Annotated in this window: 12 protein-coding genes and 4 pseudogenes; 8 read left to right on the forward strand and 8 right to left on the reverse strand. The window is 58.6% G+C overall.

The features are described from left to right. A pseudogene (locus ASC97_RS32775) lies at positions 1-305 on the forward strand (transposase); the annotation flags it as partial. A gap of 346 nt (positions 306-651) precedes the next feature. Continuing rightward, positions 652-900, forward strand: a pseudogene (locus ASC97_RS09425) (IS5/IS1182 family transposase); the annotation flags it as partial. A gap of 207 nt (positions 901-1,107) precedes the next feature. Here the strand turns inward: ASC97_RS09425 and ASC97_RS09430 are convergent. The 5 genes from ASC97_RS09430 to ASC97_RS09450 all read right to left on the reverse strand — a co-directional run bounded on the left by ASC97_RS09430 (position 1,108) and on the right by ASC97_RS09450 (position 7,396). Further along, positions 1,108-2,157 (reverse strand): ABC transporter ATP-binding protein, encoded by a 1,050-nt coding sequence (locus tag ASC97_RS09430; RefSeq protein ID WP_057468107.1) that lies wholly within the window; start codon positions 2,155-2,157, stop codon positions 1,108-1,110. Positions 2,158-2,227: 70 nt separating this feature from the next. After that, positions 2,228-4,291: an alpha-L-fucosidase gene (locus tag ASC97_RS09435; protein ID WP_057468108.1), complete on the reverse strand. Its 2,064-nt coding sequence runs from the start codon at positions 4,289-4,291 to the stop codon at positions 2,228-2,230. A 2-nt stretch (positions 4,292-4,293) separates the two neighbouring features. Further along, positions 4,294-5,115 (reverse strand): carbohydrate ABC transporter permease, encoded by an 822-nt coding sequence (locus tag ASC97_RS09440; protein WP_057468109.1) that lies wholly within the window; start codon positions 5,113-5,115, stop codon positions 4,294-4,296. Further along, positions 5,112-6,080 carry a carbohydrate ABC transporter permease gene (locus tag ASC97_RS09445; RefSeq protein WP_082529938.1) on the reverse strand — a complete coding sequence of 323 codons (969 nt, stop codon included), beginning with the start codon at positions 6,078-6,080 and terminating at the stop codon, positions 5,112-5,114. Before ASC97_RS09445 ends, ASC97_RS09440 begins: the two co-directional genes overlap by 4 nt. Further along, positions 6,080-7,396: an ABC transporter substrate-binding protein gene (locus ASC97_RS09450; RefSeq protein WP_057468110.1), complete on the reverse strand. Its 1,317-nt coding sequence runs from the start codon at positions 7,394-7,396 to the stop codon at positions 6,080-6,082. The genes ASC97_RS09445 and ASC97_RS09450 overlap by 1 nt, the downstream gene beginning before the upstream one ends. Before the next feature lie 442 nt (positions 7,397-7,838). Here ASC97_RS09450 and ASC97_RS09455 point away from each other — a divergent pair, with 442 nt between their 5' ends. Further along, entirely contained in the window at positions 7,839-8,879 is a 1,041-nt protein-coding gene (locus ASC97_RS09455) for a LacI family DNA-binding transcriptional regulator (RefSeq protein WP_057468111.1), read from the forward strand. A gap of 755 nt (positions 8,880-9,634) precedes the next feature. Continuing rightward, positions 9,635-11,062, forward strand: coding sequence for an ISNCY family transposase (locus ASC97_RS09460; protein WP_057468112.1), 1,428 nt, complete (start codon positions 9,635-9,637; stop codon positions 11,060-11,062). A 5-nt stretch (positions 11,063-11,067) separates the two neighbouring features. Here the strand turns inward: ASC97_RS09460 and ASC97_RS09465 are convergent, their stop codons facing one another. The 3 genes from ASC97_RS09465 to ASC97_RS09470 form a co-directional block, all read right to left on the reverse strand. After that, positions 11,068-11,805 carry a hypothetical protein gene (locus tag ASC97_RS09465; protein WP_057468113.1) on the reverse strand — a complete coding sequence of 246 codons (738 nt, stop codon included), beginning with the start codon at positions 11,803-11,805 and terminating at the stop codon, positions 11,068-11,070. Between the two features lie 305 nt (positions 11,806-12,110). Then, positions 12,111-12,284 carry a hypothetical protein gene (locus ASC97_RS33870; protein WP_156390339.1) on the reverse strand — a complete coding sequence of 58 codons (174 nt, stop codon included), beginning with the start codon at positions 12,282-12,284 and terminating at the stop codon, positions 12,111-12,113. 32 nt (positions 12,285-12,316) lie between these two features. Further along, complete coding sequence (locus ASC97_RS09470) at positions 12,317-13,069, reverse strand: YoaK family protein (RefSeq protein ID WP_057468114.1); 753 nt, start codon at positions 13,067-13,069, stop codon at positions 12,317-12,319. A gap of 304 nt (positions 13,070-13,373) precedes the next feature. On the opposite strand from ASC97_RS09470, the gene ASC97_RS09475 reads away from it, so the two are divergent. From ASC97_RS09475 to ASC97_RS09490, 4 genes and pseudogenes are all read left to right on the forward strand, one after another. Further along, positions 13,374-13,763, forward strand: a complete 390-nt coding sequence (locus tag ASC97_RS09475) for a helix-turn-helix domain-containing protein (RefSeq protein ID WP_057468115.1) — start codon at positions 13,374-13,376, stop codon at positions 13,761-13,763. Beyond that, positions 13,760-14,665, forward strand: a pseudogene (locus ASC97_RS09480) (proton-conducting transporter transmembrane domain-containing protein); the annotation flags it as partial. The gene ASC97_RS09475 and the pseudogene ASC97_RS09480, both read left to right, overlap by 4 nt. 47 nt (positions 14,666-14,712) lie before the next feature. Next, positions 14,713-15,423, forward strand: a pseudogene (locus ASC97_RS09485) (IS6 family transposase). A 274-nt stretch (positions 15,424-15,697) separates the two neighbouring features. Beyond that, positions 15,698-16,171, forward strand: a complete 474-nt coding sequence (locus tag ASC97_RS09490) for an Hsp20 family protein (RefSeq protein WP_057468116.1) — start codon at positions 15,698-15,700, stop codon at positions 16,169-16,171. Positions 16,172-16,184: the final 13 nt, after the last annotated feature.

The raw sequence follows: 16,184 nt of genomic DNA on the forward strand, positions 1-16,184 counted from the left end.
CTTCCCAGGTCGAACCGCTGCTCGATCAGATCGACGCACCGATTGGCCAGTTTACGGCCGATGGCGCCTATGACGGCGACCCGACCTATGAAGCCGTCAGCCGGCATAGTGCCGATGCTGCCATCGTCATTCCCCCGCGCTCAAACGCGGTGGAACAGCCGGATGCCGYGCTTCGAAMTCAACGAGACCATCATATCGCGGCGATCAAGGCCATGGGTCGGATGAAGTGGCAAGTGACGACCGGCTACGGCAGGCGGTCCCTGGTCGAAACCACCATCGGCCGCTACAAGTCTATCATTGGACAAGGTCCAGCACGCGGGCTGCTTCTCGAAAGGATAGCCGAGAGCCCAGTTCCGCCTGAATTCGCTCCAATTCTGGTGTTGCTCTTCCATTCAGCAATGTCTCGAGGCTGGATGTGCGCGAATCTTGCGCCTTTCCGCATGCACAGCTGCACCACCGTGGCACGCGCACACCAACAAGCTCGACCCAGATGTTCATCTTCAATTGCGCTGACAACGCGTGCCCTTTCCAAAAAGCTCTCGACTATCCGAAGATTCTTACCCCCACGTTTTTCCCGCTCCCAAAACAACTGCGGCAATCTCACGGTTAACTGCCAAACGACAGGAACAGCCGGATGCCGCGCTTCGAACTCAACGAGACCATCATATCGCGGCGATCAAGGCCATGGSTCGGATGAAGTGGCAAGTGACGACCGGCTACGGCAGGCGGTCCCTGGTCGAAACCACCATCGGCCGCTACAAGTCTATCATTGGACMCCGATTGCGGGCACGATCCTTCGGTGCCCAGCAGACGGAAGTTGCCCTCGGCTGCGCCGTTCTCAATCGCATGCTCGATTGTGCACACCCGAAATCCGTCCGCTGCAAGACAGAAACGGCATAACCTCGCCATCAAAGTTCGAAATCCGCTCAAACCGCNTCTCAATCGCATGCTCGATTGTGCACACCCGAAATCCGTCCGCTGCAAGACAGAAACGGCATAACCTCGCCATCAAAGTTCGAAATCCGCTCAAACCGCGATCGCTGCACCAACGTCCTTCGACATTGATGTGTACCCAAGTCGCTTTTAATCGCAAGCCTGCCAAGCCGCCTATGCAAGACGTTTCCCGCCTGGCGTGAACAGGTGCACGCGCTTGAGGGGAAGACCGACTTCCAACCTGTCGCCCGGCTTTACGCCCGTCTGCTCGCGTGCCTCGACGACCAGGTTCTCTCCCCCTGCGGTCGTACCATAGAGGTAGCGCGTTCCCCCGAGATTTTCGACGACATCGACATTGAGCATTATTCGGGTTGGGCTGGCATCGGCGGGCACGAAATGTTCCGGCCGCAATCCGACCATGACTTCTCCCTCGGGTGCCCCGACCGGCCATGTTTCCCCGCCGGCTAGGCGAAGCGTCCCACCTGCGATACGTCCGGGCACGAAATTCATTCTGGGCGAGCCTATGAAACCCGCCACAAACATGTTTGCCGGATTTTCGTAAAGTTGCTCCGGCGACCCCATCTGCTCCACCTTCCCCTCGCGCAAAACGACTATCTTGTCAGCGAGCGTCATCGCCTCTGTCTGGTCATGGGTGACATAGATCATGGTCGAGCGAATTTGCCGGTGCAGCTTGGCAATCTCGACGCGCATCGTGACGCGAAGTTCCGCATCGAGATTGGACAAAGGCTCGTCGAACAAAAAGACCTCCGGATCGCGCACGATCGCGCGGCCAATGGCGACGCGCTGGCGCTGACCGCCCGACAACTGCGACGGACGGCGCTTCAGCAACGGCCCGATCTGTAGAGTCGTAGCGGCTGCCGCCACGCGGCGGCCAATCTCCGCCTTCGGCAGGCGCGCCATTCGAAGTGAAAAACTGATATTCTGTTCAACCGTCATGTGCGGATAAAGCGCATAGTTCTGGAATACCATCGCGACGCCGCGCTCGATGGGATCGGCATCGTTCACCCTTCGTCCGTCGATCTCCATATCGCCGCTCGAAATGGCCTCAAGACCCGCGATCATCCGCAAAAGCGTAGATTTTCCGCAGCCGGACGGGCCGACGAAAACAGTGAACGCGCCGTCTTCGATGTCGAGATTCAATCCCTCGATCACCGAGACTTCGCCGTATGATTTGCCGATATCCCGCAGTTGGACACGCGCCATCGTTCATTCCCCATTCGGAGTGTCAATCGGAAACCAGATGCGGGCGCCGAAAGCCGGCGCCCGCATCTAATTAAGCGGCGCCGTCGAACACGATGGCACGATGGATATGCAGGCCCGGCAGCACCACGTTGACAACGCCGTCTCCTTGATCCTGCCATGCGAGGTCCTCGCCCGATGCGGCATCGAAGACGCGGCGTGGCAGCGACCCCAGTCGCACCGCCGCAGATACGGGGCCGATCGCCGGTATGTCCTCGATCATCTCCATCACGCGGGTCGTGCCATCAGGACTGCCAACCGCCTTGCCGCGTATCTGCGGTGTGGCGAACAGCAGATGCAGCACGTGTCTGTTTTCCTCCTCCTGGTGCGTCAGGGTCGCCCGCCCCGCCGACGGCAGGTCGGTCGTGAAGGAAGGTTTCGGCACCAGCCGCTCCATAAGCCCGCGGACGATGTACCGGTAGAGCGGCTGACCGATATCGTGATAAAGTTGGAAAATGGGATAGGCGATATAGGCGATCCCCTCATACTCGGTGACGGCAGGCCCTAGAGGCTTGGCCGCCACGTCATCCGGCGCATGCTGATGCGACGAGAAGTGCTGGAACGAACGGTTGAAATAAGGCGGCACGATATCGGCCAGCACCGTCGCTCCCGCCGCCGATACGGACTGCGCCATGGCATAGGCGATGAACGGGCTTTCGGGCAGCCCTTCATCCAGGCCCTTTCTAGCGCTGATGTAGGATGGCGTGAAGCCGACTGGCTGTCCCGCCAGTTTGATTCCCGCATTGACCGCAAAGGCCTGGCCATCCGGAGCGAGGCCTGATTTTCCCGACAGGAGAAGCTTGCCGCCCTGTCGCGTGTAGGCTTGAAGCTTTTTCAGTAGGACATCATCGACGGGGACGTCGTCAGGCAGGATCAGCAGCCGATAGGGCTCAAAGGCCGAAAAGCCGTCGATGACGTCGAACGGGCGCTTCAGTTCCAGCAGCATTTGCGCGGCGCCATCGTCACTGCCGTGATTCCGTTCGGTGCCTGGATGATAATGCTCTGCGGCAAGAATGGCGATTTCCGAAACTTGTATGGCTCCGCGCAGAAACGGCTCCATCTTTTCCACCCGCGCATAGGCCGGCGCGATCGAGCGATAGGTATCATGATTGATGGCACCGCTGGCATGAAGCTGGTCGCCGACAAGGCATTTGGCGCCCAGCGCCGCCATCTGCATGATCTCGTATTCCAGCGCATGCGGATGCTTAAAGCCGCCGAACTCGCCCCAACTGGTATGGAACTTTCCGGTCTGGCCGAGAAAGTCAAAACCTAACGGCGCTGCATAGCGGGCGCTGGACGGGAAATGATCGTAGCCCCAACCGCCGGTCGGCAGGCTTTCGATCTCAAGATGCGTATAGCTGGAGAAGCGCTGTTTGCCCTGCTTCGGGATATGGCCGCAATTGTAGAAAACCCGCAGGCCCGGAAACTCCTCGAACAGTGCAGAGCTGATCTCGTGGCGAAACTGTTCGTTGACGGCCTCATCGTTGACAAGCCGATCCCTGGCGCTCATCGGGTCGAGGCCATTCATGTTCATCCGCTTTATGCAGGCATTGCACACGCAATCATGCGACCCGACAATATCGAAGAACAGACCTTGCGTCGGATAGTGGGTGGCCACCTCGCGCGCCTGAGCGAGCACATGGTCGCGATATTCCTTATGGTTCAGGCAGATCGTGTGCCAAGCCGGGCTGAGCTGCTTGAGGGCCGAGCGATCCTCCACCAGGCTGTGTGGGAACCGGCCGTTGTTGGCGGCAACCACCCGCCATTCCGGCCGCTCGCGCGCCGCACGTTCGTCCCACTGAACCGTGATGTAGATTGGTGCTTCGATATCGGCGGCTGTACAGGCCTCCAACATCTCACCCATCAGATCAGGGCGGACGAGATGGGGATGGGGGAAACCGACTTTCGTCGGATAGTATGACCACCCATGGTGGCACTTTGCGAAGATAGTGATCGAATCGACATGCGCTGTCTTGAGAGTGGCTACAAAGTCCTTTGCATCGAATTCGGCACCGACTGCGGGAATGTGCTCGGATGTGTGGAAATCGAGATGGATCTGGCGATACCGCAGCGGCTTGTTGGGCTTGTTGGCAGGCATAATTACTCCTTGCTCCCGCTGCGAGCGGTCGAACCGGCAGCGAATTGTTTTTGAAAGATGATGAAGATGATCAGCGGTACTGCGGTGGTAACGATTGCCGCCACAGCCTGGAGATCGTAGTTAAGGTCGTGTGTGCCAACGATGTTGGAGAACACCACCGGCAAGGGCGCTTTCGTGCGCAGAAAAAGAAGCGGCAGCAGCAAGGAATTCCAGCAGAACAGGAATTGCAGGATGCCGAGCGCAAAAACCGAGCTGAGCGAATTGGGCAGAACCACTCTGAAGAAGGTGGACAGTGCGCCGCAACCATCGACGCGCGCGGCCTCGATGAGTTCCTTGGGGAAGTCTTCCAGGAAATTCTTCACCAGGAAGATCGACCAGGCAAAACTTAGGCCCACATAAGGAATGAGGACGGAGATCATGTTGTCGATCAGGCCGACCGAGCGCCACAGTTGAAACAGAGGAATGATGATCACCTGCTGAGGCAGAACGAACGCATTGACGATGATCACGAGAATGGTGCGCCGGAAAGGAAATCTGAGGAACTGGAAAGCATAGGCGGCAGCGGGCGTGAGGAGCATGGTTCCCAGCGTCGCCAGTCCCGCCAGTTTGGCAGAAACCAGAAGACCCTGCGCCAGGGGATATTTATACCAGACGGTCGTCCAGGCATTCAGCGTCAACGTCAATTTCTCCACGTTCCACCACCCTGCAATCACTTCGGCGGGCGGGCGGATCGAGGTGATGAACATGCCGAGGATCGGGATCGCCCACAGGAGCGATACTCCCCAGACCAGAACGGGAATCCAACGTGGGGTTCGGCCAATCATCTTGTCTGCCTCGTCCTCTGTATGATCGCAGGGATTGAGACCATCAGCACTGCCGCCAGGAGGATCATCGTCGCTGCGGCACCGTAGCCAAGCTTGAATTGCGTGAACGATTCCCGATACATGAAGAAACCGACCGTCTCCGTGGATCGTACCGGGCCGCCGCCTGTCAGCACGTAGATCATGTCGAATGCCCGCAGGCTGCCCAAAAGATTGATGAAGACGGCAACCCTGACACCGGGCATCGCCAGAGGTGCGATGATGTGCCACATGATCGAAAGCGGCCGGGCGCCATCCATGTAGGCGGCTTCTATGGTAGACCTTGGCACGGCTTGAGTGGCTGCGAAGATGACTATCAGCGGCAAGCCGACCTGCGCCCAGGAATAAGCAACAATCACGCACCATAAGGCCGTCTGCGAATCGCCGAGCCAGGGGTGTGCCAACTGAGCGAGCCCGAAAAAGGCAAGGATGCCGTTGAGCATTCCGCCCGCGTCCGGACGGTATATGCCGCTCCAGATAAAGCTCGTCACAGCCTCGGAAATGCCAAATGCCGCGAAGATTACCATACGCGGAATGAGGGTCGCCTGCGGCGCGAACGAACAGACGATGGCCAGAGCCCAGCCGGTGCCTACCGAAAGCACCGTGGTCAAAATTGTCCATTTAAACGTCGTGACGATGACCTGGGGGAAACTGGCATCCGAAAACAGCGTCAAATAGTTTCCGAGGCCGACAAACCGCGGTTTGCCGAGGCCCTTGATATCGAACAGGCTCAGTCGGACCGTCTCGGCGAGCGGATAGATCACCGAAAACGCGAACAGGATGAAGACCGGCGCGAGCAAGAGGTAGGCAGTCGGCACGTCGCCAAGACGGAACCGTGTGGCAGCTGCCGGCTTTCGCCGGCCGCCGCCTCCCGGAGGATCCGTGATGACGACCACCCTATTGCCGGGAGCAATGGCGAGCTGACCCATCAGTAGGCCGTCGCCGCTTTTGCCTCGATCGCCGCCATGACGGCATCGATGCCGGCATCGCTCGGGTCCAGCAGAAATTTCTGCAACTGGACACGATATTCATCGACGAGATCCCCTGGAAGAAGATCGCCGAGCACAAACTGCAGCTTGGACTTGGCGACGTTCTCGACGGCGATTTTCAAGACGGGCCCGTAGAGCGCGGTATCCACCTTGTTGCTCGGCGAGGCCTTGCCGGCCTTGGCGATGATATTCGCCGCGTCCGCGGTCGTCAGCCAGGCCAGGAAAGCATCCGCAGCCGTCGGGTTGGCGCCTGAGCTCAAGGCGACATATTCGATGGCATCGATGCTCGACGTGTCGTCATGGCCTTCCCCTAATGCGGGGAACTGATAGATGCTGTAGTCAATGCCCTCGTTGAGGTGGAGCGTGGATTTGGCATAGCCGTTCGTCCATGGTCCGATGAGGTGGGATCCGTAGGTACCCAACTTCAGCACGTTGTCGGTCATCATCCCATCGTCACTGGCCAGCGCCACGCTGATGTCGCCGAAAGCGCCGGCTTCGATCAGCTCGCGCCATTTTAGAAATGTCGCCTTGACGACGGGATCGGTCCAGGAGATTCCATGGGCCGCCAGTTTGGCCGTGGCCTCAGTGCCGGCCGTACGCAAGAGCAGCGTCTCGAAAAATTCGCCATGCGACCACACCTTGGCGCCGAGAGCGATTGGCGTGACATTGATCGCCCTCAACTTGGGAAAGGTCGCCAGGAATTCTTCCCAGGTCGTTGGCTCGGCAACGCCCGCTTTTGCGAAGACGGCCTTGCTGTAGTACAGCGCGGATCGGTCGCCATAGGTATGGGTGATGCCGTAGAGGACGCCATCGCTCGATCCCTGCGCCTTCCAAATATCGGCGAGGTTTTCGCCGAGCTTGGCGTCGTCCCACAAGGAGCCAAGGTCGCGGAGCAAGCCGGCGCTTGCAAGCTCCTTGCGGAAGGCGGGCCAGGCGTTGATCAGCAGATCGGCGGCCTGTCCGCCGAGCAAGGCCGTGCGGATCGCACCGCGCTGGTCACCCGTTCCGGTCAATGTGACGTTCTTGAACGTCACGCCTGTATGCGCGGCGACAAAGGCTTTCTGCAATTGCTGTATCTGGTCAAAATCGCTGCCCCCGAACCAGTTCAGCAAGACGATCTCTCCACTCACGTCTTGTGCCCCGGCACGGGAAAACCCGGCCATGACGGCCAGGCCTGCACCGGCCATCAACATGGTGCGGCGCGTCACCGCGATCGGATGACGGGCTGCGGACACAACTTCGCTGGTATTATCCATTTTTGGTTCTCCTCTCCTCAATGCCATCTGTGCTCCTACACAGTAAATTGAAACGTTGTCTATTTCGCTCTCAAAAGCAATATGTTTGTTTTTTGCCTATAAAAAACATTTCGTGCGCCAGAGGATGATGGTGCAACATCTCCCCGGCTGGCAGAGGCAGAGGCCGCGATCTCATTCAATGGGCTGATTGGGTTTTGACGCTAAAATGTGGAGGCGGATGCCTGGACAGCGCGGCGACGCCCAGTCGCAATTTCAGTTCCTTGGCCTCTGGCGTCTAGCCGCTTATGTGCGCAGGCACTGGTTACGAGCGCACGCGCGCCGGTCATTCCCAACACTCCACTCTCGTCATTGGTGGACTTGATTGAGTCTGGAGCTTTGAGCAGAAAACGACTAGACATCCTTGGTGCAGAACCGTATTCGCGGCAGAGATGGGTAAAAAGAGGTGACGGTATTTCGATCGGATGGACGACGCAGGGCAGCGACCATCATCGACGTGGCGCGTCATGCCAACGTGTCGGTCGGCACCGTTTCACGCTATCTCAACGGCATCATCATTCGGCAGACGAAGCGCGAGGCGATCGACAAGGCCATTGCCGCCTTGCATTACAACCGCAACGCCGCCGCCAAGGCCATGCGCACAGAGCGGACAAATATGGTCGCCTTGCTCGTGCCGGACTATGACGAATTCTTTGCCGAGGTCCTAGCCAGCCTGACGAGAAACCTTGCCGACGAAGGGCAGGTGCTTTTGACTCACAAGCACGAGGGCGACCCGAAGACCTTGGCGATGGCGATGGAGTTTTTCCAGAATCATCGGGTCAATGCCGTGGTTACGCCGGGCGTCAGCGAGGTACGCACACAGGTCGAGGCTTTGGTCGAGCATGGCATTCCGGTGGTGTTCTTCAACAATGACGTGCCTTATCTCAAAGTAGACCGGGTTTTTGCCAGGAACAGGGATATCTCCCGCCGGGCCGTCCGGCACTTGATCGATCTCGGCCACCGGCGCATCGGTCATATTTCAGGAGGCATGCGCGAAACCACGGCTCAGGACCGCCAGGCCGGATATAGCGATGCCTTGCGGGACGCCGATATTCCGCTCAACCCGAACTACATCGCCGGTGCGAGCTGGAAGCGGCAGGATGCCTACAGCGCCATCGAGCGGCTGATGCAACTCGACGAGCCCCCGACGGCAATCTTCACCGCAACCTATGTTCTTGCGCTTGCGGTTATCGACTATTTCCGCGAGCACGACATCGCCTTGGGCAAGGACGTTTCTCTTCTAAGCTTCGACGACGTCGAAATTTTCCGGCAGATGTCACCGGGCGTGACCGCTATTGCCCAGCCAACCACCGCAATCGGGCAAGCTATCAGCGAGATCGTGCTCGGCCATATCAACGGAATTCAGCGCATTGCGCCACGCACCGTCACCATCGATTGCAGCATCATACTGCGGCAGAGCACCCGACCGCCAAGAGGGAATGGTTGAACCAATCGCACTTTGAAAAGTGCTAGCAAACTCAAATCCATAATGCGCGCTCAATATCGTTCTGCAACAAGTCTTCCACTCCGAAACGTCAGGTGTCCGATTGAATAGCCCGAGTTCCTTAGACGCCCTCGGTTAGGTTCTCTATGGTGGCGGTGAACGTTGCCATCATCAGTAGTTTGCGTCCGCCGGCCGACCTTTATGGGAGTTCGTCCCAGCAGATACGCGCCATTGCCGTCCTGCACCATCGACTGAACCGAACCGGGAACATGGCCATCTGCATGTGTGAATTTCCGAAAGCGGGCGAAATTGGCCGTCCCGCTCGGTTCACGCGGCAGCGCAGCCGTCCGGGCGTTGAGGATGTCGGTTTTTCGGCCCGACGCGGGTGTCATCAGTGCGAAGAAGCTTCGCAGGGCAGCCTCAAAGCCTCATCAGCGGCAAGTTTTCGTCCCGGCCCTCGGCACCTATTCCTATTACCAGTTCGCGCATCGATGTGTTGCAAGGTGCTACCATCCCCAGTAGTCGACGTTTTGTCTCCATTGAAGGCGTCAAGTTGGCGTTATTTGCCGTTCGGTTAATCTTGTAGTTCCATAATTAAACTTACCCTGCAAAGCGTTGTAGCGGCTATTTAGTAATGCGACAGTTGGGCCAGTTAGAGATGCGACAGTCTCGCCTCTCGAGGTTCTGGTCAAAGCCAACGTTGGGAGCAAGGATGACGACCTTCAACCTGGTCGAGACCATGAGCGGTCGGAGTCGTCATGTCCTTTATGATCACCATGTCACAGAAAGAATTGCATCGCCTCGAAGTCATCCAGAAGATCCGTGATGAACGCCTGAGCGTTGTCCAGGCTGCCAAACTGCTCGACCTCAGTCGAAGTCAGGTCCACAGGTTGCTGCAGGCCTACGACCGGGATGGTCCGGCCGGGCTCGTTTCCAAGAAGCGATCGCAGCCGAGCAATCGACGCCACAGCGAGGATTTCCGCAATGCGGCGCTGGATCTGATCCGCGAGCGCTATCTGGATTTCGGTCCGACGCTGGCGCGCGAGAAGCTGACTGAGCTGCATCAGATCTCGGTCGCCAAGGAGACGCTGCGGCAATGGATGACCGAGGCCGGCATCTGGATCTCGCGCAGGGAACGCAAGAAACGGGTTTTCCAGCCACGCGGCCGGCGCGACTGCTTTGGCGAACTGGTGCAGATCGATGGGTCGCATCACTGGTGGTTCGAGAACCGCGGTCCCAAATGCGCGCTGCTCGTCTATATCGATGACGCCACCGGCAAGCTCCTACATCTTCGCTTTGCCGGATCGGAGAATACGTTCGACTATCTGCATGCGACGAAGGCCTATCTGCTGCATTGGGGCAAGCCGCTGGCCTTCTACAGCGACAAGCATGGCGTTTTCCGCTCCACCCATGCGTCCGAGAAGGACCGGACCAGCGGACTGACGCAGTTCGGTCGAGCACTTTATGAGCTGAACATCGACATCATCTGTGCCAACACCCCGCAGGCCAAGGGCCGTGTGGAACGTGCCAACCAGACATTGCAGGATCGGTTGGTCAAGGAGATGCGGCTTCGCGGCATCGATACGATCGAGGCTGCTAATGCCTATGCGCCTGAGTTCATTACAGATTTCAACACTCGTTTCGGCAAGCAACCACGCAATCCGAAGGACATGCACCGGCCGCTGGCCGAGCATGAGAACCTCGATGGCGCCATGTGCCGCAAGGAGGTGCGCACGCTGTCGCAATCCCTGACGTTGCGCTACGACAAGGTGCTGTTCATTCTCGATCCAACCGAGCTTTCCAAGCCATTGGCGGGCCAGAAGGTGATTGTCTGCGATTATCCGGACGGTCGGCTCGAGATCATGCACGAGAGCTTTGCCCTGCCCTACAGGACGTTCGATACGTTGCGCTCGGTGCATCGTGCCGAGGTCGTCGACAACAAGCGGCTGGACGACATGCTGTCGATCGTCGCCGAGTTGCAGGCGGGACGCGAACAGCAGCGTAGCAAGAACGGCCCACGCCGCACCGGCCAGACGGATCATATGTTCGGAATACCGGACGGCAGCACAGCCAACGGCTACCAGAAGCGTGGCCGCAAGCCGGGGCCGAGGGCGGATTTCATGAATGATCCGGCGGTGATTGCGCGGCGAGAGAAAGCGTTATTGAGGCAGCCAGCGGCGGAATAAGATCGTCAATGCACGCCAATGTCGCTTTGCGTATCCGATTGCAACTGCAGGCAAGCTGCCCAAAGTGGCGTCTTGTGGAAGGATCCGTCCTGCAGAAGAGTGAGCCCCTCTCGTGCCTCATAGAGCAAACCGAGCCAGCATAAGCGTTGGAAGACGCCATACTGAAGGTCGGATTTCAACTCCCAAGCTTCTATGGTCATTTCGGTGTCCGACAGAGGCGCCAGGTCTGGATAGAGGATCTTCACAACGTCCATTGGCGTGCAACCTTCTCTGGCCTTGATATTGAGAAGATCGAGGAACATGCGCCACCAGCGCAAGCGCGCTCGGACCTCCTCTTCCCGCTCGGTGGCGTGGACATACGAATAGAGATAATCCGTGGCGACCAGATCGAAGAAGGCTTGCGGGTTCACCAAAAACTCCCGGCCGCGTCTGGTTGGCAGCAGCATATCCTTTTTCCGGCGAAGAAGCTTCAGATGACGGGCCATGTCGCGCACGACCCAAAGTGGCGGCATGTCGCTTTCATTGAGAACTTTGTTCATGCTGTAGAGGTCCTCGGCTGTGAATCCTGGCCAGAGGAAGTGCACAGCGGCCCAATGCACGAACTTGCGGTTCATGGCGCCGGTCGCCGTCAATCCTATGCCACCCTCACCGTCAGCATAGGCAACCGAAAGAAGCATGCCGCGAAGAAGTGGTGACAGCGCGGCGATGTCGACGTCACCTTGCAGGTTGATTTCCGGAAGCATCGTGCGGCTTTGATCCCCAACTGCGCCATGCAAGTGCCAGCGAGTATCGAGCGGCAAAAGAACAAATGCTAGTGAGAAAGCTAAAGCCGAAGGGGCGTGTTTATCACCCGCCCCCGCTCCGCCCTTTCAACCCGGCCCAGCCGGCCGGATCGGGGGCTGACCATCAGAGCAAGTGTCGCATCTCTAACTGGCTGACTATGTCGCGCCTCTGGTCAGCTTTGACAAGCGTGAGTTTTCAGCTATATAAGTGACTTTGACGCGGCCGAGACGACGGTTCGAAACCGTTGAACGCGGGCAATTCTCTCTCAACCGGGATCAAAAGGTTCGGCAACAGTGATGATTACATCATCGCCGATCAAGGTCAGCCGGATCGTCAGGGGAGACGAGATCGACGTGGCTAACGCCAAGCTTGTCGCCTTTAGGTCTTTGTTTTTACGCAATTCGTTGTCGCCGAACCGCTGCACACTTTTGCGCGACATGCTTCAGAAGACCGTTGGATTACTCCCAGAAATCATAATCCTATCTCCGATGGGAGACTGCTTCGGCCAGGTGATGTCCGTTTCGCCCGCCGGATTGCGTCGAGCGCGATTGCCGTGAGCAATGTCGCCGCCAGAATGAGGAGATAGCCCCCGACCGCACGGTAGATGCAGACGCCCAAGATGCCGCCGATCAGAAAGGCACCGATCGTGTAGAGGTGCAGGCGAAGCTTGGTCAGATTGTGCCGGGTCTCTGTTGCCGGCTCGCGCCCACACAGTATGTCGAAGGCAATACCGAGTTCAATGCCGAGATCGGTGGCCATGCCGGACACATGTGTGGTGCGCACACGGGCATCCGAGATGCGCGTGACGACGGCATTCTGCAACCCCATCAGGAAAGCCAGGCCGGGAACGAGCACCGGCACCCGCCAGGCAGCCAGCAACCAAAGATCCGCGCAGCCGAGAATCGCAAGCAGCATCGCTTCGGCCAGAATGCTGTAGGCGTAAATGGCATGCATGCCACGACGCCGACCCTCGTTGACGATCAGGGTCGACATAGCCGCGCCGAGCACGAAGGCCGCCACGATCCCGCCATAGAACAGGGCGGACAGCCATTGGCCCACAGCGAGGTGGTCGGACAGCGTGGAGACGTTGCCGGTCATATTGGCGGAGAAGAAACCGACGGCATAAAAAGCCGATGCGTTGAGCGCGCCGGCGATCGCGGCAAGGGAGGCTGCGAGGCCGCGGTCGATCTTCTCGTTACGGTGAGAGCCCTGTCTTATGAGCATGTATGGCGAGCTATTGGCGTGATGCTATCAGGTTTGACGGGAAGCTGAGGCTGCTTCTTTTGGCGACCTATGTCTTTTGTTCTGTGAGAATATTTTTGGCGTGATGACGGCGGACTGTTCCGCTGTCGGCACCCTCGAGTGGCCCAACTCGTCATCAAGGGCAGCAACGGCTGACTGCACAGATTGGCGCTCGTCGGTCACGAACGGCTCCTTCGGGTGTGTGAAAACGACGTCTTCCTACTCCCAGCCGGGTAGGTTTAACAAGCGGCGGTTCACGTCAAAACGGTGCTGACGCATCAAAATATTGATTTCAGACATCAATAGGCACATCATAGACGTCAACTGTCAGAGTCTGCGCAAGATAAGCGATATTTCGGTCGTGATCACCGCCGCTCAGATGCGGGCCGCCCGGGCCCTTCTCGGTATCAACCAGCGCCAACTGGCCGATCTGGCGGGAATTTCTGTCCCGACAATTCAACGCATGGAAGAGAGCGCCGATGTGGTGCGCGGCAATGTCGACTCCCTCATGCGTTTGCTGGCGGCGTTGGAAAGCGCCGGCGTCGAGCTGATCAACGAGGGGGCTGCCAGCACGGATGGCGGGCGAGGCGTCAGGCTCAGGGCGAAACTCAAACCATCCGAGAGCGGAGCGGCCGAACCATCAAGACCCTCTCCTGCAGCGAGGGATGATCCGTGACATCAGTTTGCGTCCTGTTGTCATGTGTGGCGGCGCTGTTCGGGACAGCCGTGCTTGCCGTGTCGATCGCCCGGTCGGCTTCGTCCACGCCTGTCATCTACGGTGCAAGCCTGGTTTTCTCCGCCGTCACTTTCGTTATTGCGCTCGCCTATCTGGCCATGGCTCTCCCTGCCAGCGAAGCTTCGGCGCTTGTCCTTCCTCTCGGCCTGCCAGGGCTCGGGAGCCATTTCCGGATCGATGCGCTTGCGGCCTTGTTCCTTGTGATCGTCTACCTCGGCGGCGCGCTCTCCAGCCTCTACGGTCTCGGCTACGGCCGTCACGAACACGCGCCGCATCGGGTGCTGCCGTTTTTTCCGGCTTTTCTCGCCGGCATGAACCTTGTGATCATGGCCGATGATGCCTTCACCTTCCTCATTTCCTGGGAGTTTATGTCGCTCGCGTCCTGGGCGATGGTGATGGCCCATCATCGCGACGCCGGCAACCGCAAGGCCGGCTATCTTTATGTCGTCATGGCCGGCTTCGGCACGCTCGCGCTGCTGCTTCCCTTCGGGCTGCTTGCCGGGGCTGACGGAAGCTATGGTTTTGCCGCCATGCGGATGTCCGAACATACGCCGTTCACGGCTGGTCTCGTGCTCATCCTGCTGCTGCTCGGCGCTGGTTCCAAGGCCGGCCTCGTCCCGTTGCATGTCTGGCTGCCGCTGGCACATCCGGCTGCGCCAAGCCACGTTTCGGCTCTGATGAGCGGCGTCATGACCAAAGTCGCCGTCTATGCGTTCATCCGCGTAATCTTCGACCTGATCGGAGCGCCGCCATGGTGGTCGGGCGTCATCGTCCTTGTGCTCGGCGGCGGCACGGCTGTGCTGGGCATCCTGCATGCGATGATGGAGAGGGACCTCAAACGGCATCGTCAACTTAACGAAACCTGGAATTTGATGTGCGATGAGGGGTCATGACAGACCATGATCCGCTATATCGCCGCCATCGCTTTCCCGCTGAAGTCATTGCCCACGCCGTGTGGCTTTATTTCCGTTTCCCTCTCAGCCTGCGGATGGTCGAGGACTTGCTGGCTGCGCGTGGGATCATTGTCTCCCATCAGACGGTCCGGCTGTGGGCGGAGAAGTTCGGCCGGCATTTCGCCAACGACATCCGTCGTCGCTCATCCGGCCAGCTTGGAGACAAGTGGCACCTCGTTGAGGCCGTCACTTCGATCCTAGGCAAGCCGCACTGGCTGTGGCGCGCCCCGTTGATCAGGACGGTTTTGTTCTGGAGGTGCTGGTACAAAGCCGCCGCAATGCCAAGGCGGCCAAACGCCTGATGCGTAAGCTCCTGAGAGGGCAGGGCCGAGCGCCGCGGGTGATGATCACCGATAAGCTTCGATCCTACGACGCCGCAAAGCGGGAGATATGCCCGGTGTCGAGCATCGCTCCCACAAAGGCCTGAACAATCGGGCGGAGAATTCTCACCAATCAGTCCGGCGGCGAGAGCGGATCATGAAGCGCTTCAAGCCACAGCGACATCTACAACGCTTCGTCTCCATGACCCGATTGCCAACCTGTTCCACATCCCGCGCCACGACATCCCCTCCAGCCATCATCGCGAATTGCGCGCAGCGGCGATGAACCTGTGGGCAAAAATCGGCCGGGCATCACCGACAAAATAGGACGGCGTCATGGTCTGGCTTCTTTGCCGTTAAGTTTACGATGCCAAGCGCGGTGCTAAGCGGATCCAATTCTCATGCTTCGGCGGCATTCAAGGCGAGCTTTGACGCGTTGGCACAGCTCGAAGGCGGTGCAAATTTTTTCTGCCGCAGATCTTGAATCATAAATTCGGCAAAACCAAATCGATTGCCGCCAGTCGCTGGTGAAGGGCTGGCATCACCGAGAGCGCCGCTTTTGGCGCTATCTTACCCATGTTGCTTCAAGGAGGATATGGCTATGGCAACATCTTACGACTACGCACCTCTGTTCCGCTCGAGCGTTGGCTTTGACCGGGTCTTCAATCTTTTGGAAAACGCCCAGCGCGCCCGCTCGATCAGCGACTGGCCGCCCTATGATATCGTTAAGACCGATGACGACACTTACCGGATCTCGATCGCGGTGGCGGGCTTTGGTCAGGACGATCTCGACATCACCTTTCAATCCAACCTTCTGACCGTCACCGGCAAGAAACAGGAAGCATCTGCCGATGGTTATCTGCATCGCGGCATTGCGGGGCGGCCGTTCGAACACCGGTTCGAACTTGCCGACCATGTCAGGGTGAACGGAGCGGATCTGAGCAACGGTCTCCTGTCGATAGAGCTCGTTCGTGAGATTCCCGAGGCATTGAAGCCGCGGAAGATTTCGATCCAGAGCACGCCGGCGCTGACTTCGGCCGCTCCGGCCCAGATCGAAGCGCAAAGGGTCGCTTGACCACTAAGTTCGT

The sequence above is a fragment of the Rhizobium sp. Root1203 genome (assembly GCF_001424945.1).
GTDB lineage: Bacteria > Pseudomonadota > Alphaproteobacteria > Rhizobiales > Rhizobiaceae > Rhizobium.